The organism is Brevundimonas bullata, from assembly GCF_003350205.1.
Taxonomy (GTDB): Bacteria; Pseudomonadota; Alphaproteobacteria; order Caulobacterales; family Caulobacteraceae; genus Brevundimonas; species Brevundimonas bullata.
The window spans coordinates 13,159-39,448 of the sequence record NZ_QLLC01000018.1 but is presented as its reverse complement, the minus strand read 5'-3'; the positions used below and the strand labels follow the sequence as shown (position 1 = coordinate 39,448).

Sequence of the window (26,290 nt, the reverse complement as noted above, 5' to 3'; positions counted from 1 at the left end):
CCTCCGGCAGTTGAGAACGGCGAGACCGAAGCCGTAAACGGACGGTCGGATCGCCGGACCTGATACGGACAAGACGCCCTGTTTTGCGCGACCTTCAATCTCGGGCGGCCTATGGCTTCAAGGCTTGTCCTCGTCGAGGGCCCCTCGGTCCGCCAGCAGTCTCTCGGCCTTCACGCGCACAGTGGCGATCAGACCTTCCGGGCTCCACTGGTAATCAATAGACCCGCGCAGCTTGCGAGTGACGATCCGGTCAAGCAGGCGGCTGCCGAATCCAGAAGCATTCGCCGGCGGGCTGACGGCGGGGCCGCCACGCTCGGTCCAGACCATGACGACTTCGTCCTCGGCTAATGTGCACGTCAGGTCGAGCAGACCGCTGGCGCTCGAGAGCGCACCGTACTTGAGTGAGTTCGTCGCCAGTTCATGGATAACCAACGCCAGATCGGTGGCGGCGGCCTCGTCCACGCCCATCCGCGGGGCAGCCACCCGAATGCGCCCGCTGAACGCGCCAGGATCGTCGTAGGGGTTCAGCAGGATGGACATAAGATCCGCGAGAAGGGCGGCGTTTTCAGTCTGGCCCGGTACAGGACGAACGAGGTCGTGCGCGCGGCCCAGGGCGGCGAGGCGACTGGTCAGTTCGCTCGCCATCTCTTCCTTGGTGCCCGGAGCCCTCGACGACATCGAAGTGAGGGCGCCGGCGATGGCGATCAGGTTCTTGACCCGATGACTCATCTCGCCCGCCAGAAGCTCGTGGGCTTCTTCGGCCTGCTTGCGACCTGTCACATCAAGGAAGACGCCATACATGACATTGCCGACAATGCCTTCGTCGTCGCCCCTGCCACGGGCGGAAATCCAGCGCACCTCGTCTTCGATCAGAATCCTGAAATCGATCTCATAGGGTCCGACGATGCCTCGCGTCGCATTGAAGGCCGCCCGGACGCGGTCCCTGTCGGCGGGGTGAATGTATCTGGAGAGATCTTCAAAAGCGACCTCAACGTTTTCGGGAACATTCCACAGGGCATAGCCCATGGCATCCATGGTGAGACGGTCGGTATCGACGTTCCAGGACCATAGGGCCACGCCCGCGGCCCGTATGCCCAGCCGTAGATGCTGCGGGGCCCAGACGGGAGCGGTCGGCTGGTTCATGGCTTGGCGTCCGGTATCCCTTTCGGGACGGTCAAGTTTACTGGACCCGATCAAGGCCTCAGAGCAAGCGCCAAGCGATGCGACCCAGGGGGCCGGGAGATCAGTCCCTGCGACAGGCTCGTTGTCTCCGCCATTGGAAATTCAGGCTTGCGACGGCGGCGGCAACGAAGCTGCCGTGCGGTCCGGGAGAAGGAAAATCGGCCCTCTAGGCCTGCTTTTCCGCCTCTTCGCGGTAGCGCTGTGCGATTCTGTTGAACCGGTCGCGGTCGGCGGAGAAAGGCGAGAGCCGGGCCATCCTCTCAGCCTCCTGTTGAAGAGCGCGAAGGGCAGCCGGCGTGGCGGTGTTACGGGGCATGCGTCATATACTCATGAACAGGGCGGGCGGTAGTTGATGATCCCTGTCACCGCAAAGCGGCGCGAGGCGCCGGGTGTTCCTGCCGAAGATCAACTTTTGCGCGTCGTGCCTTTTGCGCCGCAAGGCTGTTTTTCAGCAGAAATCCCGGGACCTCACCTTGATCGTCTCCAGAGAGAAGTCGGGAATATAGATGTCGCGGGCCTGACCTGCCCGTGGAGGCGCGCAGCGGGGATCGGAGCCGCTGGCTTTATGGGCCTCGTCGCCGCGGCCGTGGGGAAGAGGGAAGGCCTGGCCTCTCTCGCCTATAGAAGCCAGCAGGTCTGAGCCGTCATGGAGCCTGGTGGCGACGATGTGGACGACCTCGCCCTCGCGCTGGACCTTGCCGTCGACGACCAGCAGGCTTGAAGAGAGGACGACACGGCGCTGGGCCTCGTAGAGGCTGGGCCAGATGACGAGATTGGCGACCCCTGTCTCGTCCTCGATAGTGATGAACATCACCCCCTTGGCGCTGCCGGGCTTCTGTCGCACCAGGACCAGGCCGGCGATCCGTGTCAGGCGGCGATCGCGCATGGCCGTGCCCTCGGCGCAGGTCATGACGTGTCGCCGCTGAAGATCGCCCCGAATGAAGCTCAGGGGATGTTCGCGCAGCGTCAGGCCCAGGTGGCCGTAATCTTCCACCACTTCCCGACCGGGCGTCATCGGTTTCAGGTCAGGCGTCGCTTCGGGCACTTCCGCCTGGACCGATCCCTCCCGAGCGTCCGCGGCCGCGAAAAGGGGCAGAGGCGCTTCCCGAAGGGCCTTGATGGCCCAGAGCGCCTCGCGCCGTTCCAGCCCCAACGAAGGGCGGAAGGCGTCGGCCTCGGCCAGGCGGACCAGGCTGGCGGCGGGCGCGGCCGCGCGGCGCCAGAGATCGTCCACGGAGGCGAAGGGACGGTCCGACCGCGCCGCCGTGATGCGGGCCGCGTCGGCATTGGCGAGGCCTCGCACAATCCGCAGGCCCAGCCGCACGGCGAAACGACTGTCGCTGGTCTTTTCGAGGGTGCAGTCCCAGCGGCTGGCGTTGATACAGGCGGGGCGGATCTCGACGCCGTGTTCCCGGGCGTCGCGGACGATCTGCGCCGGGGCGTAGAAGCCCATGGGCTGGGCGTTCAGGAGGGCGGCGCAGAAGACGTCCGGGTGATGACGCTTGAGCCAGGACGAGGCATAGGCGATCAGGGCGAAGGAGGCGGCGTGGCTTTCAGGAAAGCCGTAGGAGCCGAAGCCCTCAAGCTGGCTGAAGGTCTTTTCCGCGAACTCGGCCGCATAGCCGCGCTCGACCATGCCCCCCACCAACTTGTCCTTGAAGTGGCTGACCCCGCCCGTGAACTTGAACGTGGCCATGGCGCGGCGGAGCTGGTCGGCCTCGGAGGCGGTGAAGCCGGCGCATTCAATGGCGACCCTCATGGCCTGCTCCTGGAAGAGGGGAACGCCGAGGGTCTTGCCCAGCACCTTCTCCAGCTCGGGCCGGGGATAGTCGACCGCCTCGCGGCCTTCGCGACGCCGCAGATAAGGATGGACCATGTCGCCCTGGATGGGACCGGGCCGGACGATGGCCACCTGGATGACCAGATCATAGAAGGTGCGCGGCTTGATCCGAGGCAGCATGGCCATCTGGGCGCGGCTTTCGATCTGGAAGACGCCCAGGGTGTCGGCCTTTCGGATCATGGCGTAGGTCAGGGGGTCTTCAGCCGGAATGGTCGCCAGGTCGAGGGCGACGCCCTTATGTTCGGCCAGGAGATCGAAGCCGCGTTTCATGCAGCTCAGCATGCCGAGGGCCAGGACATCGACCTTCATGAACTTCAGGGCGTCGATGTCGTCCTTGTCCCATTCGATGACCTGGCGATCCTTCATCGCCGCCGGCTCGATGGGAACCAGGTCGTCCAGGCGGTCGTGGGTGAGAACGAAGCCGCCGGGGTGCTGGCTAAGGTGTCGCGGGAAGCCGATCAACTGACGCGACAGATCAAGGGCCAGCCGCAGACGGCGATCGGCGAGGTTGAGGTTGAGCGCTTCGACGTGCCGGTCCTCGACGCCCTCGCTGGAATAGCTCCAGACTTGGGACGACAGGCCCTTGATGATGTCTTCGGACAGTCCCAGGGCCTTTCCCACGTCGCGAAGCGCGCCCCGCGACCGGTAGCGGATGACGGTAGAGCACAGGGCGGCGTGGCGACGCCCGTAGGTCTCGAATATCCACTGGATGACGACCTCGCGACGCTCATGCTCGAAATCGACGTCGATGTCCGGAGGTTCCTTGCGCTCCTGGCTGATGAAGCGTTCGAACAGGAGGTCGTTGCGTTCAGGGTCGATTGAGGTGACGCCCAGCACATAGCAGACCGCTGAATTGGCGGCAGAGCCCCGGCCCTGGCAAAGAATGTCCTGGCTGCGGGCGAAACGAACAATGGAGTGGACCGTCAGGAAGTAGGGGGCGTATTCGAGCGTCCCAATCAGGCGCAGCTCATGCTCCAGGCTCTTCCGGACCTTTTCGGGCAGGCCTTCCGGATAGCGGGCCTTCGCGCCTTCCCAGGTGAGATGCTCTAGCGCCTGCTGGGGCGTCATCCCGGGGAGGCCGGCCTCTTCGGGGTACTGGTAGGCAAGCTCGTCGAGCGAGAAGCGGCACCGGTCGGCGATCTCCAGGGTTCGGGCCAAAGCTTCGGGCCAGGCCCGGAACAGGCGGTGCATCTCGACGGCCTGCTTCAGATGCCGGTCGGCGGAACGCTCGCGGCGAAAGCCGACGCTGTCGATGGTGCAACCTTCCCGGATGCAGGTGAGGACGTCCTGCAGGATGCGGCGGTCCGGATGGTGGTAGAGGACGTCGTTGACGACCACGGTCGCGACGCCGGTCTCAGCCGCCAGGCATGACAGCTCATGAAGGCGCATCTGGTCTCGCGGACGTCGACGCAGGGCGAGGGCGACGTGGGCGTTCTGGCCGAAGACCGCCTTCATCCGCTCGAGCCGACGGCGGGCCGCGGCGTCCGGCCGGTCGGGCGCCAGTATGGCCACCAGGCCTTCGGCATGACCGGCGAGATCCTCCCAGTCCAGCAAGCAGCGGCCCTTGCCGCCTCTCTGCTTGCCAAGGGTCAGCAGGCGGGTCAGGCGCGAATAGGCGGTCCGATCGGTCGGATAGACGAGGACCACGGCGCCGTCGGTCAGCTCCAGACTGCAGCCGACGATCAGGCGCACCCCCGCGGCCTTGGCCGCTTCATGGGCGCGAACGATCCCGGCCAGGCTGTTGCGATCAGTCACCGCCAGGGCGTCGAGACCGCAGGCGGCCGCCTCGGCGAACAACTCCTCGCAGGCGCTGGCCCCCCTCAGAAAAGAGAAGTGGGAGGCGCACTGGAGCTCGGCGTACCTCATCCGAACCGCCCGTGGATGAACCAGGCCTGGGAGCCGGTCCGGGCGTCGAGGCCGTCGCCCGCCCGGAACAGCCAGAAGCGTTCACCGGCCTCGTCCTCGACCTGGAAATAGTCCCGGACAGCCCACATCTCGGCGTCGCGCCGGCCCCACTCGCCGTAGATCCGCTCCGGCCCGTCGGCCCGCCGAATGCGTCGCCGCACGCCGCGCCACGTAAAATGGGTCGGGGGATTGTCGGGCAGGAGCGCCATGGTCTGGACCGGCTCGGGCGAAGGAAAGAGACGCACCGGCCGCGGCCAGTCCGGAGCCCAGGCGGCCAGGGAGGGGCCCGCGAGCGGGGCCGTCTTGCGGACGGATCGTTCCGGGACGTCGCTCTCTGCAGGCGCCATGCGATAAAGGCTGCGGGCGCCGATGCGATTGGCCAGCAGATCGACCAGGCCCGAGACGTCAGGCGCCGCCTCATCCGCCAGGCTGGAGGGGCTTGGCCGCCAGTCCAGGGGTTCGGCGATCGAGGCCGTCAGCGTCATCCGCTCAATGCCGAAGCCGGGCGAGACGGTCTCGATCTTGTCCTGCAGCAGTCGGGTCAGGCGTCGACGGTCCCGCACAGGCCGGGCCGTACCGACGCGGACGGCCTCAATGCGATGATCGACACGATGACAGAGCCAGTCGAGGCGGCGTGCGCCCAGGCCCTGTCGTTCCAGCTGCGCGCAAAGCGCGTCTGTCAGGAGACCGACGTAGCGCGCCAGGGTCTCGGGCGCGCCTATGGGGTCGGCGAAGACCTGCTCCACCCGGGGCTGTTCGATCTCGATGACGGGAATGATGGGTTCGAAGGTCCGGCCAAAGGCCTGGTCCAGGCGCTTGCCGGCCTCGGGCCCGAAGCGGAGCGTCAGGGGGCCGCGGGGCTGGCGTTCCAGATCCAGGATGGTCTCAAAGCCCATGCGGCCCAAGGACTGGATGAGGTCCGGCGAAAGGCGGAGGGCGGCGAGGGGCAGGTTGGACAGAGACTGGCCGATCTCGCCCGCGCCTATGACGGCGGGGCCGCCATGACGCGCGGCGGCATGGGCGGCGCCATAGGTCGGGGCGACGGCCGCCCTGGCGCGGACGCCGGCTTCCTCTAGGCGCGCTTCCAGGTCGACCAGGAGTTTCTCCTCTCCACCCCGGAGATGGGCGGCGCCCGTGACGTCGATGGCGAGACCGTCGGGCGCATCCGCCGCGCAGACCGGGGCGTAGCGGCGCATGGCCCAAAGGGCGAGGCGCTCAAGCGCGGCTGCGTCTTCTGCAGGAGCGGAGTCAAAGGGCTTCAGGCCGGGGACGAGGGCATGGGCCTGGGCCGAGGCCATGCCAGGGCGCAGACCCAGGGTCCGGGCGGCTGGATTGCAGGCCGTAAGGATCCGTCGGCGGCGATCCCGCCCGACAAGAACGGTCGGCGTCTCAGGCGGCGGTGCGGCGGACCCCAGCCGCCGGCGCAGCCGATCGATCGGCCAGTTCGGGAGGTAGAGCGAGACGACCCTTTTCATCACAGGCTTCCAGAGAGAATTCGGCGCAGTCGCCGGAGCGACAGCGGAGGAGTTCGACGAACCATCGCGGGCGGCCGACGCCGGGCGCGGGGAGGGGCGAGGAGGGCTGGGCGGTCACCCGCCATCGGGTGACCGCCGCTGTCGGTTGACCGAAGTCGGCGGCCTCGCTCGCGCGCCGCCAGCGCCGCACGGCGATGGCGGTGACCCCCGAGCTTTCGGCGGCGAGCTGGAGGCGACGCGAGGCGGTCATGGAGAGGCGGGCGGTCTCGGCGACAACGGCGGCCAGGCCGCCGTGGCGCAGGCCTTCCTCGAAACAGGCCATCAGGCTCTTCTCGTCGCCGGTCTCCAGATAGAGGACGCGGTCCGGGTCGAGCCCGACCTGCTGCAGGGCCGGGGCGAAGAGATCAGGCCGGGTCAGGCACCAGAGCACCTGGCCCGGCAGGCGGGCGGCTATGCCGGCCGCGAAGAGGGCGGCGATCGCGCCGTCCACCGCCCCGTCGCCGCCGCCGGCCACCTCGTGCAGGGCGCCGAGGGCCAGCCCGCCCTGGGGCAGGGCGGCGTCGACGATAGCAACGCCGAAGGGCAGGACGCCGGCGCGGGACCGTCCGGATGTCTCCAGGCTTTCAATGCGGGCGCGCAAGGCGGCCAGCTCGGCTACAGGCCGGACGTGCATGACGGCCTCCTTTCCGAGGTCTATAATGTTCCTGTTATGTTCTGGTTCTCATTCCGGGACCGAGTCAATCAGGAGAAAGGCTTATCCCCGGACGAATCATGGAATCCTTTTGTCGCCTGCCGCATTCACTTGAGGAGGAGAGCCCATGATCGAAGCTGCACAGCATCGCTATTTCGCCTATGCCGAGGGCGTGGGACGGGCCCACGGACATGTCATAGAGGCGCCGAGTTTCGAGGCCGCCGCCGTCGGCTACACGGAAATCTATGCGCCGCCCGTGGACGCCGACGACGAGATCCGGGTCTTCGTGGCGGAGATGGAGGGCGGTCAGGAACACTGCTTCGTCATCGACCTCGGCGACGGTCAGGCCGAACCCTGCGGCTGACGCTGACCGGTCTGCGAGCCTGAAATCGGGACGGAGCGAATTCGGGGGGACGGTGTTGAATCCGAGGTGGCGAGCCTGATGTTCGCCAGGAGTTCGGATCATGGCCTTTCGCCCCACATGGCAGGGACACCTGCGTCTGTCTCTCGTGACCTGTCCGGTCTCCCTCTATACGGCCACCAATTCGGGAGGGGAGGTTCATTTCAACCTCATCAATCCGGAGACCAATAACCGTATCCGCATGGTGACGACGGATCCCGACACCGGGCCCGTGGAGCGGTCGTCTCTGGTCAAGGGCTATGCCGTCGCCAAGGACGAATACATCCTGCTCACCGACGAGGAGATCAAGTCGGTCAAGCTCGAGAGCACCAAGACGATCGACATCGAGCGGTTCGTCCCCGCCGACGAGATTGATCGGCTCTACTGGGACAACCCCTATTATCTCGCTCCCGCCGGAGCGATCGCCGAAGAAGCTTTTGGCGTCATCCGCGAGGCCATGCGGTCGGAAGGCAAGATCGCCCTGGGCCGGGTGGTGCTTTCGACACGTGAGCGCCTTTTGGCTCTGGAGCCTCGCGACCAGGGCATTCTGGCCTATTCCCTGCGCACCCGAGGGGAGGTGCGCGACACAAGGGACGTGTTCGGCGCGATATCGGACAAGCCGCCCGATCCCGCCATGATCGACATCGCGCGGCGCATCATCGAGCAGCAGGCCGGACCCTTCGATCCTGACCAGTTCGTTGATCGCTACGAGGAGGCGCTCAAGGCCCTGATCGCGGCCAAGCAGAAGGGCCAGAAGCCGGTGCGCTCGGCCGAGCCGGAAGACACCAATGTCGTGGACCTTATGGCCGCCCTTCGCGCCAGTCTCCAAGGGGCGGCTCCGCGGACCAAGGGACGTGGACGCACCTCCAAGTCGCCCGCGCCGGCCAAGACGTCCCGAGCCTCGCCGCGCCGTCGCGCCGGTTGAGGGACGATAGCCCCCATCCCGTTACGCCGGACGGGCGGTATTTCGTCGTGCGGGGGCGCCTGTGGCGATGTTCCAACCCATCTCTCGCTCCAGAGGCGCGCGAGCGCCTCGTAGATGACCTGATGCGCGCCCGCAGGGCGGTGCGGGACGCCCTGCGGGCAGGGGATGAACAGGCCCTGCTTCTCGCTCGCAAAGAGGTGGAGGCGGCCAAGGTTTCACTGGGCGAAAGGGGGCCGCCGTGGTGGAGCGACGGCGCGCCTGACGTCAATCGCCGCCTGGCGCGCAATACCGCCTATGCGGCCTGGTTCGCCGGCCAGGAAGAAGGATGAGGGGGCGCGGATTCAGGCCGCCTCGGCCCATGGCGTCGGGTCTTGCGGGAGGGCCAGTGCGTCCTGGGGGAAGCCCAGGGCCGGATTGCTCAGCACCTGGATGAAGCGTTCTCCCTGATAGAGGCAGATGGTGTCGAAGCCGACCCATTCGGCGGCGACAGGGGACAGCGCCTGTATGGCCGAGGCGTCGTCGCGCACGTCCAGCACCCTGATTTCACGCGCGGGAACGCCGGGCATGTTAACAATGCAAAAGTATGAATTCACGCCGCTTTACCTCGATTTGGCGCATCAAACGATCCGGCCGGCTCGGGGTTCCGCGAAATCGAATGCCGGGCGCCCTCGCGGCGCGCTCGTCGGGACAAGCGGCTGCGCCCACTTGAGTCGCCGCGACTAGGCCTGGGCGGCGTCCGCTGACCGAGTCGAAGGCGCAGACTGTTCGGCCGCCCGGCTCAGCGCCGCGTACAGGCGATCCGGCTGTACGGGCTTGCCGACGAAGTCATCCATCCCCGCAGCCGCATATTCTTCCTGCTGGTGCTGCAAGGCGTTGGCCGTGAGGGCGATGATCGGCGTTCGCCGGCGGCCGCCGAAGGCTTCCTCCGACCGGATGGCGCGGGTCGCGGCGAGGCCGTCCATCACAGGCATCTGCACGTCCATCAGGATGATGTCCCAGTCCTGCTCGCGCCAGATCTCGACCGCTTCCTGGCCGTTTTCGACGAACCGACAGTGCACGCCGGTCGGCTCGAGCAGGAGTTCGAGAACCTTGCGATTGGTGGGGTGATCTTCGGTGGCAAGAACCCATAGCGGCGCGCCGTCGCCGTCGCCGACGGCCGGCGCAGCCGGCTTGAGGGTCGGGGTCTCGGCGAAATCGGTCTGACTGATCTCCAGCGGCAGGAGAACGACGAACTCCATGCCGCCGCCCGGCCTGCGTCGGGCCTGGACCTCGCCCTTCATCAGGGAGGTGAGATCCGCGCACAGGGCGAGTCCGAGTCCCGTACCGCCATGGCGACGGGTGGAGGATTCGTCGAGCTGGACGAATTTCTGGAAGAGACGATCCATCTGGGCGGGATCTATGCCCGGGCCCGTGTCGACGACGGCGAGCCGAAGCCCCGCGAAGGCTGCCGATCCGCTGGAGCCGCCTGCGGGGGCCGCGCTTACGACCAGGCCTCCCGTACTCGTGAACTTGACCGCGTTCGAGACCAGATTGGAAAGGATCTGACGAATGCGCGCCTCGTCGCCGATCCAGGTCCGGGCCAGGCCGGGTGCGATCTCGAGGCCGATCGTCAATCCCTTGGCGGCGGCCGCTGGTTCGAAGAGGCGGGTGACGCCCTCGAGCATCGGGCGGAGAGCGAAGGGACGGGCGTCGATCGTTAGCTTGCCGGCCTCGATCTTGGAGAGGTCCAGCATGTCGTTGAGCAGGACGCGGAGGGCTTCGCCGGAATCGACCAGCAGGAGACTTTGCTCCTTTTCGCGAGGGGGCAGGTCGGCCTGGGACAGGGCGCGCGCCATGCCGATCACCCCATTGAGGGGCGTCCGGATTTCGTGGCTCATATTGGCGATGAAATCACTCTTGGCGCGGCTGGCCGCTTCGGCCAGACGACGCGCGGCGACGGCCGTCGCCTCGGCTGTCCGGCGCTGGGCAAGGGCGGCGGACAGGCCGCGTACAGCCGCGACCGTAGCCGCCGCCAGCAGCAGGCCGGCGACCAGAAGCTGCAGGGCAGGGAGGGGCTGGTCGTACCGGATGCGCATGAAGACGGGCAGGGCCGCAAGCGCGCACAGATGAGGACCCAGCGTCACTGCCGTGATCGTCCGGGAACCGGCGGTTACCATGAGGCCGTTGATCAGGGCGCCGGACAGCAAGAGAGCCGCGCAGACCAGGCCCTGGGTCTCCAGGGTCATGGCCTGGCGCAGGGCGAAGACAGCGAAGAGGAGGTTGCTGGAGAGGACCAGGCTGACGCCGATCGGAGCGAGCCGGCGCCTCAGCCGCGGCGAAGCGGTCCAGACCGCTGTCACGAACCTTTCCCCTGCCTGGACCAGGACATAGGCGACGGTCCAGATCAGGGCGAAGCGCAGACCGACCATGGGCCAGAAGGCCAGGGCGATAAGCAAGCTGAAGCCTATGCGCGTGCGCCACTGCCCGGCCCGCTGCCTGAGCGCCTCCCCGATCCGCCGCCTCTTCTTGGGGGTCATGACCGTTTCTCCCTTTTGCGCGATCCTGAGACCGCCTTCGTCAACAAAGCCTCAAGGTCCCAGAGGGTCCCGGAATGTGCGCCTGCTCTGTCCAGCGATGATCAGGAGTGAGGAGGAAGGGAGCCAGGGGGGGCTCCAAACCGGAGCGGCGACGAGGACCCTCAGATGACCATCGAACCCCATGCCGGCGACGCGCCGGGAAACGTCTTGCCCGTGGCCACGCGAAACGCCCGGCGATCACGAAACGCCCGGCCGGACCATCCCGATCTTGAAATCCTGGCAGGGTTTCTGGAAACGAGGCTGGGCGTCATGCACGCCCGTCGCGTCAGCAGACGGCTGCTTGCGCAAGCCGGCTCCCTCGCCGCGGTGGCCGCGACGGCCACGCCGATCTTGCGCGCACAAGGACTTTCCGACGCGGCGGTCTCCGACATCGCCAGAGCGAGATCTCTGGCTTCGGCCATGGCGCGCGATCTGGCCTCCCAGGGTCCCGTCCTGTCTTCCTGGAGCGCGCTCGTGGACTATCTCCGGGTCGCCCTGGCCCATCTTCCCCGGGAAGAGTTCCGGGTCCTCTATCTCGACAAACGCAATGTCCTGATGCGCGAGGAGCATCGGGCGCCGGGCACGACCGACCACGCGCCCGTCTACGTCAAAGAGGTCTTGAGAACGGCGCTCGAGATGTCCGCCTCGGCCATGATCCTGGTTCATAATCATCCTTCCGGCGATCCGACGCCGTCGCGGGCGGATATCGAGATGACCCGGAGGATTCTCGAGGCCGCACGCATCTTCGACATCGAGGTCCACGACCATGTGGTCGTCGGCCGGGAAGGGACGAAGAGCTTTCGCGCCCTCGGCCTGATGTGAGGACGCCATGATCCGCGCCACGGGGCTCCATGATATCGTCGCCGCCCTTGGCGGCGACCTTCACCACGGTGGACGAAGCGCCAACGTGCCGGCGCCAGGTCACAGCAGGGCGGACCGGTCAGTCTCCCTTTTGCTGGAGCAGGATCGAGTCGTGATCCACGGTTTTGGTTCGACGGGCTGGCGCGAGGTTCGAGCCCATCTCGTCGGTCTGGGCCTGATCGGCGCCGCTGGGCGCCTGACGGGTGCAAAGACGGGCGTATTCGGGCGGGCGTCGGTCACGCCCATACGGCCGCCGCCTCGCAGGCGGATGGCTGCCGCCCAGATGGTCTGGGGGGGCGCCTTGCCGCTCGCGGAAGGCGATCTCTGCCTTCGCTACTTCAGACACCGCGGGCTCCGTCTCCGATCCATGCCCGAGGACCTGCGCCGCCACCCCGGCGCGCCGTTATCGGTGTTTCGACCTGACAGCCCGACTTGTCCGGCCCTGATTGCGGCGATCCGTGCCCCGGACGATGAAATGCGCGCTGTGGAGATCGCCTATCTGGATCCGGACGGCCGGGCGGCGCGTCGGATTCGACTTCCGCGCAAGACGGTCGGATCGGCGCCGGGCGGCGTCGCGGTTCGTCTCTCGCCGCTGGAGACCGAAATGGTCGTCGGCGAGGGGGTTGTGACGACGCTCTCGGCCATGGCGCGCTTCGATCTCCCCGGCTGGGCCCTGCTGTCCGCTGGCAACCTGGCGCGTTGGTCGCCCCCCTTGGGCGTACGCCGGGTCCTGATCGCGGGGGATCGCGGCCGTGCGGGCGAGGGGGCGGCGGCGGCGCTTTGCACGCGTCTGAGGAGCGAGGGCGTAGCGGCCTCCATCCGTCTGCCGCCGGCCCCTTTCGGGGACTGGAATGATGCGGAGGCCGCTGGCAGGGAGAAGGAGGAAGGGCGGAGCGGGGTGCCGGCAAGGCGGGGATAGGCCTCGCCGAACCGGCGGGAGAAGACCCATGACCCGTTCCGCTTCACGCCCCGCCGCTGCTGGGGCTCCGGCTTCGACGCCTTCACCCTCGGGGCCGTTCGCATCCACACGCCGCCAGGCCGTCGTCCGTCTCGGCGACCTCGACATCGCCCCCGAGAACCTCCGCTACGGCGAGGCGCCGGACGACGACATTCCGCAACTGGCCGACACGATCGCCGCCGCCGGCCTCCTGCAGCTTCCGACCGTACGGCCAGGGCTGGGCGACGAAGCCGCCTACATGGTCCTGGACGGGCGTCGCCGGTTGTTGGCGCTCCGGCTGCTGCGTGACGGCGGTTTCATCGACGACGATCATACCATGGAGGTCTTCGTCGAGACGGACCGGAAGCGCCAGGCTGCGGCGGTCGTCCTGACCAACACCGCCGCCCCGGTTCACGTCGCCGACGTCATCGCCGCCATCGGCCGGATGCTGAGGGAAAGGCTGGGCGTGAAGGTCATCGCCCGCGCCCTGGGCTATGGCGAGGTCGAGATCCGCCGTCTGGCGGCCCTGTCGAAGCTTCCAGCCGTCGCCCTGGAGGCGCTGAAAGCCGGCAAGATCACCCTGCGCCAGGCCAGGTTGCTGGCGCGCTTGAAGGACAAGGCCCAGCAGGTGGAAATGGCCCAAAGCGTCCTCGACGGACATGGTCTGGCGGAGTGGCGCATCCAGGAACAGCTGGGCGAGGGCCGGATCACGGACCGGGATCCCCGCTGCGGCCTGGTCACGCCTGCGCTCTACGCGGCCGAGGGCGGGCGGACGGAGGCTGATCTGTTCGGGGAGATGCCGCCTGTCCTGCTGGATCCGGAGGCCCTGACGCGGGCCTGGCTCAAACGCGCGGCGGAGATTGCGGCGCCATTTGAGGCGGAGGGCCTGACCGTACGCCTCGCTCCCGGTGACGACGGGATGGAGCTGCCCGAGGACCTGGAGCAGCTTTACTACGCCTATGGCGCCCTGTCCGAGGAAGCGACCCTTGTCTATCACGAGGCTCGCGACCGCACCCAGGCGGCGGCTGAGGCCGTGGCGGCGATTGAACCGGTAGCGCCCGATGCGGTCCGTGCGGGAGGCCTGGAAACCTTTGTACGGGCGCGGATCGCCCAGGATCAGGCCGGCGCCGGGCAACGGCTGGCCACCGTGCTGGTCCTGCGTCCGTCGCTGCGGACCGGCGTCGAGGTCGATTGCTACGGGCCGGTCGAGGCCGAGGTCGATCCAGTCAGGTCGAGGGGCGACGAAGCCGGGGAGACTGACGTAGAGACAACGGAGTCTCCGGGACGACCGATGGCTCGCAGCGCCTATGCGCCGCCTCGTGCGCGGGCCCCGGCTCCCGAGGTCGACGGGGTCAGTCATGTCCTGCACGCGACCCGCACGGACATGGCGACGCGCGGTCTGATCCGCGCCCTGGCGGACGCGCCGGAGGTCGCGCTCACGGCCTTGATCGCCCGGCTGTTCGGGGCCGTGGCGATCTGGCCGTCGATCGGACGGACTGAGGCGGCCCTCGCCGTCACAGCCTCGATCTTCAACCCGACGGGGGGGCGCATCGTCGAGGCCCTGGACGGCGCGGTGCGCGAACGCCTCGATGAGCGGCGTCGCGCCTGGGAGGCGTCGGGCCTGACGATCATCGCCTGGGTCCACGCCATGGAGCTGGGCGACAGGCTGGGCCTGCTGGCGGAACTGACGGCCCTCAGCCTCGACCTGCGAGAGGACCGAAACAGCCTCGTGCGGAAGGCGGCGAGGACCGAGGCCGCCGAGATCGCCGACCTCTGCGACGCGGACATTGCCCGTTGGTGGACGCCGGATGGAGCCTATCTGCGTCCGCATTCCCGCGAGCATCTGCTGACCATGCTGGAGCGGATGGGGGCCGAGACCGAGGCCCCGGCCCGCATGAGGAAGGGCGACCTCGTCGCCTGGACCGAGGACCAGGCGAAGGCGCGGACCTGGGCGCCGGCCTGCCTGTCATGGAGGCTGGCGCTGGAGGACGCGGACGACGTCCTCGATGCGGACGCGTCCGACGCTGATGCGGACGAAGCGCCTGACGAGGGCGGCGCCGACGCTGACGATCCGGAGACTGGCGGCGAAGCGGATGACCGAGAGGGGACATGGGGCGTCGGCGTCTTCGTGGTGACGCCGGCCGGGGAGGCGGCCCTGGTTGACGGCGCCCAGAGCGCGGCGGCGACCGACGCGGCCTGACCGGAAAGCCGGTTTCGTCGGGGGGCGCCCGGCGGAACCGGTTCCGGAGGGAGGAAGGGCTCAGGAGGGCGAGGCGGAACGAGGGAGAAGGTCTTCCCGGCCTCGGATCACAAGGAGACTGACATGCAGACCATGGTGTTCACCGGCCGGTTGGCGGCCGATCCCCAGATCAGCGCCGACTTCGCCAAGGCGGTGTTCCGATTGCTCGAGAAGCGCGGCGTGGACGCCGGCGGCAAGGACCGCATCGTCGGCGTCAACTGCGTCAGCTGGGCGAAGGGCCTCAACGAGAAGGTCATCGCCCGAGGCCTGGCCAGGGGTTGCGAGGCCCTGGTCGTGGGGGCCTTCGTCGACACGAGCTATACGGCGAGGGACGGGACCGAACGCGCCGCCAAGGAGCTGGTGGTGAACCGGCTGACCGTCCTCGACTGGTCGGGCGACCGGGCCGCGGAACCCGAAGCGGAAGGTTCGGCGGACAAGGCTGACGAAATCGCTGAGACGGCCCGCACTCGCAAGCGGGGCCGCGCGGCGACCTGAATCCTCACCCTCATATCAAGGAGACTGACCATGCAGACCCTCGTCATCGAAGGCTATCTGGCCGCCGACCCGTCCATCCTCTCGGCCCAGGGTTCGGGCCGAAAACGCGCGAGCTTCCGCGTCCTGGAGACGACCCGTTATCGGCGCGCCGACGGGGAACCGGGCGAGCGGACGACCGCCTTCAACTGCGTCTGCTTCAATGAGGCGACGACGGAAACCTACATCGCCCCCTATGCCCGCAAGGGCAGCCGGGTCGTCCTTCAGGGCCATGTCGAGAATGACAGCTGGACCGGCAAGGACGGGGTCGAACACTACGACCTGCGGGTGGTGGTGGACGACATGCGGTTGAAGAACCGGCGCGACGCCCGCTCGAACCGAGAGCCGGCCGCCGGTGACGCCTGCCCGGATGCGGCGTCCGGCTATGATCTGAACGACGACATCCCCTTCTGACTGCAACCCGGTCGGAAGGCGGACGGCAGGGCCCGGCGCAGACGCGCCGGGCCATTGTCATGCCGGTCCCGGAAAGCGGGAGGAAGGGCGGTCGGGGGCGAGCCGATCGGGCTCGCTGACGAAGAGCATCCCCATGACCGTCTCTATCTGGACCGAGGATCGTATTCTCCGCCTGACCGCCCTGTGGCTGGAGGGCCGGACCGCCGCCGCCATCGCGCGCGAATTCGGCCGCGGCGTCTCGCGCAGCGCCGTCCTGGGCAAGGTCCATCGCCTGGGCCTGGCCCGTGGACCCGAGGTCAGGCGCGCGCGAACATCGGCGCCGCCCCGGGCGAAGCCGCCTCGGGACGCGGTCGATGCTTCGCCGCCCGGTGCGAGGTCGCCTGCGGCCGTGAAGGTCCGATCGGCGGCGGGGATGGCGGCGGCCTTGGGGGTTGCGCCGCCCGCGCCGACGGCCACCATACTGTCCGTAGGGTTCGGTCAGTGCCGCTGGCCCTACGGCTCCTCCGGCGAGGCGGGCTTCGGTTTGTGCGGGCGTCCGGTGACGCACGGCGCCTTTTGCGCGGCCCATGCCGCCGTAGGCTATCAGAGGCGGCCCTGTTCGGCCGAGAGCCTGATGAGGATGGTCGGCGTCGATTGACGTCTGATGTGTCCAGGGCGACCGCCGCGGAGGAGAAGGCGACGACGGCGCGGCCGTCGTCGCGGTCTGGGGCGTCGGCGCGTCTTCCGTGGCAATCGGCGCGACGGCGCCGAATAGGGTCCTCGCCCCGAGTGGGCGAGGACATGCCCCCACACAACGACCTCCCATCCTGACACGTCACCCCGGCCGTCAACGGCTTCGCCGTTTCCCTTCGCGGCCCGCGAGAGGCGAACCGCTTCGGTGACCGCCGGGGACCCCGACGTGGCCAGGAACGGGGTCGTTGCGCATGGGGCGCTTCGGCCTTTCAGAACGGGAACGATACGATGCACACTTCGAACACCGGCTCGGCCATGGTCGTCACCGCGACATCAGACTCCGCCTTCGATCTTGGCGCAGCGTTCGGCGATCATCGCCCGCAGGCCTCCGAGGAAGCCCTGGTCCAGCTTGGGCGAGCGCTCATGACCGAACTTCTGGACGTGATCGCGGACACGGCGCTGGAGGACTTCCAGACGCTCTTGGGCGAAGCCCTGATCGGCGCCTTTCATTCGGCGGCCGGTCGGATCGAACGGGAGGCTGATCGGGCGCGCGATACAATGCGCCGGCTCGACCGCGATTTCGATGGATCGGAGGCGGCGGACGTGGAGCTGCAGGAGGCGACCGCCAAGGCTCGAGCGGGCGATGCGGCGACGCAGGCGGCGGAGCGGATACGGGATGCAGCCGCCGACGCTTGGACAGTCGCCACGGGAGAAGTCTGGACAGCTTGGCGAGGCAGTCGCCGGGGGAGCTTCCTGACGGCGGCGCAGCTGGAGGCCAAGCAAGCCATCCGGGCGGTTCGCGAGCGGAGGGCGGGCGACGCCCGCCACCGGGGCGCAGTGGTGGCCTTCCGGGGCGCGCCGTCGGCGGATGGGGCGGAGGACGCGGCGCGCATCTTCGACGCCCTGAACTGGGCCCTGGCGGAGTGGCCGGACATGGCGCTCGCCACGACCGGAGCGAAAGGCGCGGAGAAGCTGGCCATCCGATGGGCGCAGCAGAAGGGGGTGACGCTCATCCTCGCCCGGGCGGATTTCGACGCCCACGGCAAGGCGGCGCCCTTCAGGGCCAACGATGATCTCATCGCGCTCGAGCCGACCTGCTGCCTTACGCTCGCACGGTCTCTGGATGAGGGGCGGTCAGTGGACGGACGTCCGTTCGGACCGGCGCTGAACCTCGGGCAGAAGGCGATGGAGTCCGGGCTGCGACACGTCGCCGTCAAGGCGCGAGTCGCCTGACAATCTGCATCTCGAAAACGACTCGCTCGGTCTCTCCGGGCGAGTCATTCCATGGAGAGGGTGATGACCTCCGACACTTCCGACCACGACGAACCGGACCGCATCGAATGGGAAGCCGAGCAGAACGAGATGGCGATCCGCCTTTCAGCCGCCGATCTCTGGGACGACTATTGCATCCGCAGACTGGATCCCTGCGATCCGGCCTACTGGGACGACGAACCGGACCGTCCGGCAGACTGAATGAACGACCCGCTCGGCTTAGGCCGGGCGGGTTTTTCTTTGTTATGCGGCGGCAGCATTGGCCAAGCGAAACGCGGTTGAGCGCTCCCGCCTTTGACAGCGGAGACGCGTGATCGCATTTGATCGGGTGTCCGAAGCTTTGCTGAGGATGTCTGGAAATCTGCGAAAAGGGCCTTAGGGCAAGATAAAAGGCGGTGTTGGCGCGGCCTTCTTTTCGCTATTCTTTCGATGGGTTAGCCGATGAAGGTCGGGCTCTGGATGACTTGCGGAGAGTTGTCGGCTTAGGGATCGGCGGCCTTTTTCTGGAGGCGCATCATGCTCATCCGCGAGGCGATCGATCACCGGCTGACATTGGGTACGGCTCCAGATCGTCAAGGCGTCCAGGTCCGCCTTCCCCTTTCCCTGAAGATCGATCGGGTGCCGGTGCGCACAGGCCTGTTCCAGAGGCTGGCGGCGTCGCGTCAGTTCGCCCTGGGAGATCGTTCGGGCGTGCTCAGGGCGGCGCAGGGACGGTCGGGCCGGGCCTTCCGTATGGATGTCCGCCAGCGTGTGATCGTGAAGGCCCTGGTGTCGCGACATGTCGGCAAGGCCGCGACGCGGGCGGGGGCGCTGGCGGCGCACGTCGCCTATCTCGGCCGGTCAGGGGCGGGCGTCGAGGGGGCGCGTCCGGACTTCTTCGACCGGGCGGACGATGGGATTGAGGCGGCCTTGGAAACGCGTGGATGGAGCGCTGACCGCCATCATTTCCGCTTCATCATCTCGCCCGAGCACGGCGATCGGATCGCTGATCTTAGGGGCTATGTGCGGGAGGTGATGGCGCGGGTGTCAGCCGATCTGGGCGAGCCAGCTCTGCGCTGGGTCGCGACCTGCCATTACGACACCGACCAACCGCACGCCCATGTCCTGGTGAGAGGGCGGCGTGGGGATGGACGGGACCTAGTCATCCCTCGCGACTACATGGGCTACGGCTTTCGAGCCCGTGCCCAGGAGGTCGCACAGGAACGGCTCGGCGATCTTTCGCGTGTCGACGCCGAGCGGCGGGTCTGGAAGGAGACCCAGGCGGATCGGTTCACCGGGTTGGATAGACGACTGCTGGCGGCGGCGGATGCAGACGGCATGGTCGATGACGGGGCAGGAGGGACCGGCGCCTGGGCGGCGCTAAGCCGGGGGAGGCTACGGCATCTGGAAGAGCTGGGGCTCGCCATGCGCGCAGGCCGTCGATACCGGCTCGATCCAGAGATGGAGATGAAGCTGCGAACCCTACAAGTGCGGCGGGACATCATCAGGACGATGAACCAACGCCGACTGGAGGGCGCGCGCGAGGTGCGGCTGTTGGGGCGCGAGAAGGTGGCTGGGGTGGTGGTGAAGACGGGGTTTCACGATGAGGCGGGGGCGGCGGCCTTTGTCGTGGTTCGCGATGCCCAGGGCGTGGAGCATTATGGTCGGTTGAAGGTGGGAGGGCAGCCGTTGGCGGTTGGGGATGCGGTGGCGCTATCGCCTGTGGGGCAGGGGATGGCGGTGGCGGTTGCCGTGAAAGGGCAGCATCACGAATTGTGAAGGTGGGCCTATAGGCTGCTTGTGACTCAAGGCGGCGGTTCGAAATGGCTGCTTTCGGGCGCTGGGGCCGGGTCTGATGGCCATCGCCGGATCATGCTTCTCGGGAGCAACCGGGATCCCACCGTCGGTTGCCTCAAAGCTTCCCATCAGTCCCAGAGTGGAAGGGCGCGTCCTGAGACTGGCGGGGGTTGGACGCCGATGACGGTCGCCAGGGTAGGGGCGATGTCGATGGTGCGGATGGGCAGGAAGCGCTCCTGGGCTGACGCGCCGGGCTTCCAGAACAGGATAGGCACGCGGCGGTCATAGTCCCAGGGCGTGCCGTGGCCGGCGATATTGCCGCCGACGCGTCCGCCGCCCGTGACGTTCGCCGCACGGACCATGATGATGTCGGGAGAGCGTTCGGCCACGGCTGACAGGCGCATGCGTTCGCGAAGGGTGAGGATTTCAGGTTGCTCGCTGTCAGGCAAGGGGTCGGCCAGAAGGCGGTCGCGAGCTTCGACGAAGACGATGTCGGGCAGGGTCTGCAGCATGGGCAGGGCGGCCTCGATGATCTGGCTTCGCAGCGGCTCCGGCAGGGTCTTGTGGGCCTTGTCCGCCACGATCAGGCCGCTGGAGCCCGATTGAAGCGGTGAGGCGTCCAGGCCGAAGCGTTGACGCAGAGAGGCGTTGACGGCGGCGAGCGGGGCGGAATCGATCCTGTGGGCATGAGGGGAGCCGCGCTGCGCCAGACGCTCGACAAAATCGGAACCGCCGTGGTCGGCGGTCAGGACCACGACGGCGCCGCCGGAGATGGTGTCGAGGCGAGAGAGGAATTGGCCCAGGGCCTGATCGAGACGGTGCATCTGTTCGCACATCTCTGGCCCCTGCGTCCCATAGGCGTGGCCGATGCGATCGGTCGCCGACAGGCTGACGCCGAGCAGGTCGGTTGTCTGCCCCTGGCCCAGGTTCTGGGTGTCGATCAGGTAGATGGCGGCCTTGAGCGTCTCCTCGTCCAGTTCCGGCGAGGAATCGAAGTCGTCTTTGGCTGGAGGAACCTTGGAATGCAGCGTCCTGCCGTTGATTTCCCAACGGGCTTCCAGCGCGTGGCACCGGGGCTGACTATAGGTCCAGGCGTGGGGCGTCGTGGCCTGGCGGCGACGGAACTCGGCGTTGAAGGCGTCGACAGCAGCCAGACGCGCCGGTGCGCTCTGACCTGGCTCGACATAGGTGGTCAGGCCGAAGTCGTCGGTGAACCAGTAGGCGCCGTCGGGGCGATGGCCCGCCAGATTGATCGCGCCCCGGTCCTTCCCGGACACGGCGAAGACGCGCGAGCCAGGGCGTTGATCCTTGAGCCAGTCACCCAGGCTGGAGGCGCGGATATTGTCGGGGCCCACCGGGCCGTTGTCGCTGTTGCCGCCATGGGCCAGCGTGTTGCTGGGCGCGGCCAGGCAATAGACTTCCTCGCCCGTCGTCGGGTCGATCCAGTCGTTGGAAGGGATGCCTGTCTGAGCCGGGTGGACGCCGGTCAGGACCGTGGAATGTCCAGGGCAGGTCTCGGTCAGGCCGTGGGTCTGATAGCCGTTGCTTGAGACTAGCCCTTCGTCGGACAGGCGACGCAGGCCGCCTGTCCAGCGGCTGCGGTACTGGTTGAACAGGTTGGCGCTGAACTGATCGACCACAATGGTCACGACCAACTTCGGCGAAGAGGGGGAAGAGGCCGTGTCCTGCGCCTGGACGAGGGTTGATGAGGCGCAGAGAAGCGCCGCCATCGCGACAGCGAAGCGTTTTGACATGGCTTGATCCTGAAATGAACCGGATGGGACCTGATTGGTCCCGGAGACCGGCGACGCTCGACAGAACGTCGCCGGGTCCTTTGGAGCGTCTTAGAACTCGACCTGGACGCCCAGGGTGAAGGCGCGGCCGGTGATGCCGTAGGCCGAGCTGTAGTTGTAGGCGTTGCCGCTGTCGGTGCCGTCCGGCAGGAAGGGGCCGTAGTTGTTGAAGATGTTCTTGACGGTGCCGAACACCTTCAACTGCGGGTTGCTGCGGTCAGGCTTGAAGCTGACGCTCAGATCGTGGCGCCAGTAGGCGTCGACATTGAGGAACAGCGGGTCGGACCAACCGGCGGCGACGGCCTGCTGTTTGCGTTCCAGGCTGTCGACCACCTCGCCGATGAAGCGCGACGACCAGCGCACGCTCCAGACATCATCATACCAGGACAGGCCGTAACGGGCCTCGTTCTTGGCTGTGCCCACCTCGCCGACCGAGTCGACCAGTTCGACCTTGTCGATGCTGTCGTATTCGGTGCTCAACTCCAGGCGGCGGCTGTAGTTCATGCTGGCGCGGAACTTGCCGGGCACGTTCAAGTGCTCCAGGTCGAAGCGGTACGATGCGGCCAAGTCCACACCGCGGGCGCGGGTTTCGTTGAGGTTCTGCTCCTGGTTCAGAATGCGCACCAACTGCCCGTTTTCGTCGCGGGTGATGGTGTCGCAGAAGACGTTGTCGGCGCCGTTTGCGTCGGAGTAGCAGCCCAGCAGCAGGGCCGAGTTGCTCAGCGACGAGATTACGTCAGTGATCTTGATGTCATAGTAGTCGACGCTGAGTTCCAGGCCCGGCGCACGGCTGGGACGATAGACCAGACCGAGGGTCCAGGTGTCCGCCGTTTCCTCGAACAGGTCCGGGTTGCCGGCGTTCGGCGCCTTGATCTGGGTGGTCAGCTGGCGGAACGTACCGTCGGACGCGGCGGCGATGGCGGCGGCGATGCGGCTGTCGGCGCGGCAGTTCTGGGCGACGATGCCGGCGGTATTGGCCGTCACGCCGCTACAGACGTCGACGACGTTGTCGGCGTCATCGCGCGGCGGCGAGAACAGTTCGCTGGTGTCAGGCGCACGCTGGGCGCGGGCGTACTCGGTGCGGATGCGCAGGTCCGAGATCGGCGACCATTGCAGGCCGGCGCGATAGCTGACCGTCGTGCCGACAGCGTCGAGATTGTAGTCCGCGACCCGTACGGCGCCGTTGAACGTCAGACGATGGGCGAACGGCAGGTCGGCCAGCAGGGGCACGGAGGCTTCGGCGAAGACCTCGTTGGCCTTGATGGTCCCCTCGTATTCCGGGAGGAAGGAGGAGCTGGCCACGCCGCTTTGGATCAGCGGATCGGTGCGCGTCTGGGTGTGGTCGCGGCGGCTTTCGAAGCCGAAGGCGGCTTCGATCGGCCCTGCGGGCAGCTCGAACAAGGAACCCGAGACATAGCCCTCGATCGTGTCCTGACGATTGGTCGGACGATAGTAGGTGTTGGCGCGGATATAGTTCGCCATCTCGGGCGTGATCGACCCCACCCCGAAGAGGTTCAACGGCACACAGCCGTCGGCGCGCGCGGCGGCGTCGCGGCACTGCACCACGCCGTTGACCCGCTCGGAATCAAGGGCCCACTTGACGCGCTGCAGGTTCAGCGTGTTGCCGCGGATCTGTTCGCCGGAGAACTTGCCGTAGCCGTAGGTCAGCTTCCAGTCCCAGTCTTTGGGCAGGCTGCCTTCGATGCCGACCCAGCTGCGGATGGTCTCGCGCTCATTGTGGATCAGATTGGGGCCGACCTCGGTCACACGACGACGGAAGTCGATGCCGGAGCTGGAGGCCGCCGCCTTGATCTCGGCGGGGGCGAACGGGTTCAGGGTGCGCGACATGCGCCCGATCGTGAACTCGTCGTTGACGCCGAAAGTGGTCGTGTTGCTGAAGGTCGTGGGAGCCCGCGTCGAATCCGTCACGACGTTGGAATAGAGGAGCTGGCCCCAGAATTTGAGGTTGTCGCTCACAGCATAGTCGAATTTGGCGGCGCCGTTCAGGTTGTCACGCGGCGTGATCAGCGTGCCATCGGGACGGTCTTCATAGCCGTCGACGGCGGTGACCATGTTGGGGCGCAGGCCGCTGTCATCATAGAACCAACGGCCGCTGATGAAGCGTCCGCCAGAGATGTAGGTCGAGCGATCCGGCGTGGTGACCGTGTTGCTGGCTGGCACGTACAAAATGGATTGCAGGGCGCGATCGCGATCCGTCGCCTTCAGCTTGAACTGACGGTCGTAGGTCGCGCCGGCCATGACATAGAGGCGATCGTCCAGAAACCGGCCGCCGGCGCCGACCGAGTATTCGATCGAGTCGCCGCCGCCGTCGTGGGTCGTGCCGCCGACGATGCGGGCGCGCAAGCCGTCCAGGTTGCGCTCGGTGATGATGTTGACCACCCCGGCGATGGCGTCGGAGCCATAGACGGCCGAGCCGCCGCCGGTCGTCACTTCAACGCGGTCGATGAAGAACTCGGGGATGGAGCTGAGGCTGACGGCGTTGCGGTTGCCTGCGTTGGAGACGGTGCGATGGCCGTCGATCAGCGTCAGGGTGCGGTTCTCGCCCAGATTGCGCAGGCTGATGGTCGACAGGCCGTTGGCCTGGGTCGCGCTCTGATTGTTGGCGAGAGAACTGCCTTCCTCAACCCCGGGAATGTCCGTCAGGGCTTCGGCCAGGTCCATGTAGCCGCCCTCGAGCAGGGCTTCGCGTTCCATGCTGACGACTGGCGTGGCGGCGTCGAAGACGTTCTTCAGGCGCGAGCCGGTGACGACGACTTCTTCCACCGTCGACGCCTGATCATCGTTCCAGGCCGTTTTCTGGACTGCCTGGCGCACGATGGCCAGGGCGCCGGAACTGTCGCGCTGAACGGTCAGGCCTGTGCCTTCCAGCAGACGACGAAGGGCGGTTTCCGCATCAACGGCGTCCTGAACGCCGCGCGTTCTGACCCCGCGCACGTCTTCGGTCTTGTAGACGAGCTGAACGCCGGCCTGACGCGCATAGGCGTCCAGGGCGTTTTTCAGCTCTCCCGACGGAACGTCGAAATTGCGGGTCTGCGCCGCTGCTGCTCCCGCCAGGATCAAAGCGCAGGCACTGCCGGTCAGCATATGCCGCAAGAACGAAACCTTAGTCATAGAACCCCCTTGTCGTCCGGATTGGACGGCTCTGGGATTGTGACAAGACGAAGGCGGAAACCCCCTACATCCCTATTCGGATATTTTTACAATTCCGTCGTCGTGGTCGATTTCCAGGCCGTAGGCGCTCTGCAACAGGCGGACGAATGCCTCTACGTTCGTGGCTTCGAAGCTGCCGCCGATGCGGATGGCGGCGGTCTGAGGGTCGAGCACTTTCAGCTGGGTCTGGTTGTAGCGGTTAAACTCGGCGGCGGCGTCCGAGAGGGTGATCTGGTCGAACACCAGAAGGCCGCGACGCCAGGCCAACTGGTCATCCACGCGCTGGTCTGATGTCCGGCTTTGCAGGACGGAAGCCCCCATGCCGGTCGCGACATCGCCGCGCACCAGCAGGACGGGTTTGGCGGCGGGACCGCTTTTAGGGCCGCTGAGGCGGACGCGTCCCTCGGCGACGAGAACCTGCACCTTTTCGCCTTCGCGTCGCACGCTGAACCGCGTGCCCAGAACGCGCACGGTGCGATCGCCCATGTGAACAGTGAAGGGGCGCGATGCGTCGTGGGCGACCTCGAAATAGGCCTCGCCCTCGTCCAGCCAGGCTTCTCGGCTGTCCGGCGACATGGAGGCGCGCAGGCGGGTTTCCGTGTTCAACTCGACACGCGACCCGTCAGACAAGGCCACGAGGCGCCGCTCTCCGGTGTCGGTCGCATAGTGCGCTGGCCGGGGCCAGAGGAGGGCGGTCGATGTCAGCACCGCCAGGGCCAGTGTAGCCGCCAGACCCACGGCCCAACGGAGCTGACCCCTACGCGGCGAGGCGGAAGGCGTGGTTTCGGCCATGGCTTCGACCATGGCTTCGACCAGGGTGTCGGGCCCACGTAGAGCACTCAGGCGTCCAGCCTTCTCCCAGCTGTACTCGAGGCGCCAGAAAGCGGTTTTATGTTCGGCGGCGGCGTTCAACCAGGCGTCGAGTTGAGCCTGCTCCTCGCCTGAAAGCCCGTCGCCCTGGCGCACCAGCCAATAGGCGGCTGTCTCTTCAATTGCGTTGCGGGCGCTCATGATTGAGACTCGCTTTTGGCGGCGGGCGTCTTGGACGGAGATCGCCTGATCCGTCCCTGACCGCCCATCATGTAGTCGGTGAGCGCCCGGAGACCGTGAACCACCTGCTGCTCGACGGTGCTGACGCTGATGTTGAGATGAGCCGCCACCTCCTTGGTGGAGAGACCTTCGACGCGACGCAAGGTCATCACCTGGCGGCAACGCGTCGGCAGCCGCTCTAGACCCGCCTGAACTCGCCTCAGCTCGTCTCGCGCGGTCAACTGTCTGTCGAGGTCAGCCGAGGCCGCCTCGGGGAAGGACGCCTCCAAATCGGCCACCAGATCAAAGGACACGATCTTGGCGCGCTTGGCGGTATTGATGAGATGGTTCCGGGCCGTGGTGAACAGGAAGGCGCGGGCGTTCAGCGGCAGCTGCCGCTGCGCCGCTGTGTAGACCTTGGCGTAGATGTCCTGCCTCAAGTCGGCCACGTCATTCTCGTTGCGCCAGTTGCGACGGATATAGCGAGTCAGGGCGGCTTCGAGAGGAAACACCTCCCTGAAGAACCACGCTTTCAACTCCCCGTCCCCAACCATGCACGTTCCATTCCGCTACGCCGGGCTGCACCCAGGGCGATTCCTCAGACACTTCAGTTCCATAATCC

22 protein-coding genes are annotated in these 26,290 nt (G+C 67.1%); 12 read left to right on the top strand and 10 right to left on the bottom strand.

The window, feature by feature from the left end:
* Nucleotides 1-117: 117 nt before the first annotated feature.
* The 4 genes from DXK21_RS10175 to DXK21_RS10160 form a co-directional block, all read right to left on the bottom strand.
* Entirely contained in the window at nucleotides 118-1,143 is a 1,026-nt protein-coding gene (locus tag DXK21_RS10175) for a sensor histidine kinase (protein WP_114817671.1), read from the bottom strand.
* Between the two features lie 487 nt (nucleotides 1,144-1,630).
* Nucleotides 1,631-4,888 (bottom strand): error-prone DNA polymerase, encoded by a 3,258-nt coding sequence (locus DXK21_RS10170; protein ID WP_114817670.1) that lies wholly within the window; start codon nucleotides 4,886-4,888, stop codon nucleotides 1,631-1,633.
* Nucleotides 4,885-6,402, bottom strand: a complete 1,518-nt coding sequence (locus DXK21_RS10165) for a Y-family DNA polymerase (RefSeq protein WP_114817669.1) — start codon at nucleotides 6,400-6,402, stop codon at nucleotides 4,885-4,887. The genes DXK21_RS10170 and DXK21_RS10165 overlap by 4 nt, the downstream gene beginning before the upstream one ends.
* The gene (locus DXK21_RS10160; RefSeq protein ID WP_114817668.1) at nucleotides 6,317-7,075 is read right to left on the bottom strand and encodes an ImuA family protein; all 759 of its coding nucleotides are present in this window, start codon (nucleotides 7,073-7,075) and stop codon (nucleotides 6,317-6,319) included. The genes DXK21_RS10165 and DXK21_RS10160 overlap by 86 nt, the downstream gene beginning before the upstream one ends.
* Nucleotides 7,076-7,220: 145 nt before the next feature.
* Between DXK21_RS10160 and DXK21_RS10155 the strand changes: the two genes are divergently transcribed.
* The 3 genes from DXK21_RS10155 to DXK21_RS16945 all read left to right on the top strand — a co-directional run bounded on the left by DXK21_RS10155 (nucleotide 7,221) and on the right by DXK21_RS16945 (nucleotide 8,747).
* Nucleotides 7,221-7,457: a DUF5961 family protein gene (locus DXK21_RS10155; protein ID WP_114817667.1), complete on the top strand. Its 237-nt coding sequence runs from the start codon at nucleotides 7,221-7,223 to the stop codon at nucleotides 7,455-7,457.
* A gap of 100 nt (nucleotides 7,458-7,557) precedes the next feature.
* Nucleotides 7,558-8,418 (top strand): non-homologous end joining protein Ku, encoded by an 861-nt coding sequence (ku, locus tag DXK21_RS10150; RefSeq protein WP_114817666.1) that lies wholly within the window; start codon nucleotides 7,558-7,560, stop codon nucleotides 8,416-8,418.
* 122 nt (nucleotides 8,419-8,540) lie between these two features.
* Nucleotides 8,541-8,747: a hypothetical protein gene (locus tag DXK21_RS16945; protein WP_245945182.1), complete on the top strand. Its 207-nt coding sequence runs from the start codon at nucleotides 8,541-8,543 to the stop codon at nucleotides 8,745-8,747.
* Nucleotides 8,748-8,759: 12 nt separating this feature from the next.
* On the opposite strand, the gene DXK21_RS10140 is transcribed toward DXK21_RS16945, so the two are convergent.
* A complete protein-coding gene (locus DXK21_RS10140; RefSeq protein ID WP_245945181.1) occupies nucleotides 8,760-8,984 on the bottom strand; it encodes a hypothetical protein in 225 nt (74 codons plus the stop codon).
* 153 nt (nucleotides 8,985-9,137) lie between these two features.
* The gene (locus tag DXK21_RS10135) at nucleotides 9,138-10,934 is read right to left on the bottom strand and encodes an ATP-binding protein (RefSeq protein WP_114817663.1); all 1,797 of its coding nucleotides are present in this window, start codon (nucleotides 10,932-10,934) and stop codon (nucleotides 9,138-9,140) included.
* Between the two features lie 165 nt (nucleotides 10,935-11,099).
* Between DXK21_RS10135 and DXK21_RS10130 the strand changes: the two genes are divergently transcribed.
* The 9 genes from DXK21_RS10130 to DXK21_RS17050 all read left to right on the top strand — a co-directional run bounded on the left by DXK21_RS10130 (nucleotide 11,100) and on the right by DXK21_RS17050 (nucleotide 19,657).
* Nucleotides 11,100-11,795, top strand: a complete 696-nt coding sequence (locus DXK21_RS10130) for a JAB domain-containing protein (protein ID WP_114817662.1) — start codon at nucleotides 11,100-11,102, stop codon at nucleotides 11,793-11,795.
* Between the two features lie 7 nt (nucleotides 11,796-11,802).
* Nucleotides 11,803-12,753 carry a DUF7146 domain-containing protein gene (locus DXK21_RS10125; protein ID WP_114817661.1) on the top strand — a complete coding sequence of 317 codons (951 nt, stop codon included), beginning with the start codon at nucleotides 11,803-11,805 and terminating at the stop codon, nucleotides 12,751-12,753.
* 28 nt (nucleotides 12,754-12,781) lie between these two features.
* Complete coding sequence (locus DXK21_RS10120) at nucleotides 12,782-14,971, top strand: ParB/RepB/Spo0J family partition protein (RefSeq protein ID WP_114817660.1); 2,190 nt, start codon at nucleotides 12,782-12,784, stop codon at nucleotides 14,969-14,971.
* 123 nt (nucleotides 14,972-15,094) lie between these two features.
* Entirely contained in the window at nucleotides 15,095-15,505 is a 411-nt protein-coding gene (locus DXK21_RS10115) for a single-stranded DNA-binding protein (protein ID WP_245945180.1), read from the top strand.
* 30 nt (nucleotides 15,506-15,535) lie between these two features.
* Nucleotides 15,536-15,955 carry a single-stranded DNA-binding protein gene (locus tag DXK21_RS10110; RefSeq protein ID WP_114817659.1) on the top strand — a complete coding sequence of 140 codons (420 nt, stop codon included), beginning with the start codon at nucleotides 15,536-15,538 and terminating at the stop codon, nucleotides 15,953-15,955.
* A 133-nt stretch (nucleotides 15,956-16,088) separates the two neighbouring features.
* Nucleotides 16,089-16,592 (top strand): GcrA family cell cycle regulator, encoded by a 504-nt coding sequence (locus tag DXK21_RS10105; protein WP_114817658.1) that lies wholly within the window; start codon nucleotides 16,089-16,091, stop codon nucleotides 16,590-16,592.
* 323 nt (nucleotides 16,593-16,915) lie between these two features.
* Entirely contained in the window at nucleotides 16,916-17,860 is a 945-nt protein-coding gene (locus tag DXK21_RS10100; protein ID WP_114817657.1) for a DUF2493 domain-containing protein, read from the top strand.
* Between the two features lie 63 nt (nucleotides 17,861-17,923).
* Nucleotides 17,924-18,100, top strand: a complete 177-nt coding sequence (locus DXK21_RS10095) for a hypothetical protein (RefSeq protein WP_162790626.1) — start codon at nucleotides 17,924-17,926, stop codon at nucleotides 18,098-18,100.
* A 315-nt stretch (nucleotides 18,101-18,415) separates the two neighbouring features.
* Nucleotides 18,416-19,657, top strand: a complete 1,242-nt coding sequence (locus DXK21_RS17050) for a DUF3363 domain-containing protein (protein ID WP_114817655.1) — start codon at nucleotides 18,416-18,418, stop codon at nucleotides 19,655-19,657.
* A 146-nt stretch (nucleotides 19,658-19,803) separates the two neighbouring features.
* On the opposite strand, the gene DXK21_RS10085 is transcribed toward DXK21_RS17050, so the two are convergent.
* From DXK21_RS10085 to DXK21_RS10070, 4 genes are all read right to left on the bottom strand, one after another.
* Nucleotides 19,804-21,324 carry an alkaline phosphatase family protein gene (locus DXK21_RS10085; protein WP_245945179.1) on the bottom strand — a complete coding sequence of 507 codons (1,521 nt, stop codon included), beginning with the start codon at nucleotides 21,322-21,324 and terminating at the stop codon, nucleotides 19,804-19,806.
* Nucleotides 21,325-21,519: 195 nt separating this feature from the next.
* A complete protein-coding gene (locus tag DXK21_RS10080) occupies nucleotides 21,520-24,600 on the bottom strand; it encodes a TonB-dependent receptor (protein ID WP_114817653.1) in 3,081 nt (1,026 codons plus the stop codon).
* A 72-nt stretch (nucleotides 24,601-24,672) separates the two neighbouring features.
* A complete protein-coding gene (locus tag DXK21_RS10075) occupies nucleotides 24,673-25,650 on the bottom strand; it encodes a FecR family protein (protein ID WP_114817652.1) in 978 nt (325 codons plus the stop codon).
* Entirely contained in the window at nucleotides 25,647-26,222 is a 576-nt protein-coding gene (locus DXK21_RS10070; protein WP_114817651.1) for an RNA polymerase sigma factor, read from the bottom strand. Before DXK21_RS10070 ends, DXK21_RS10075 begins: the two co-directional genes overlap by 4 nt.
* Between the last annotated feature and the right edge of the window lie 68 nt (nucleotides 26,223-26,290).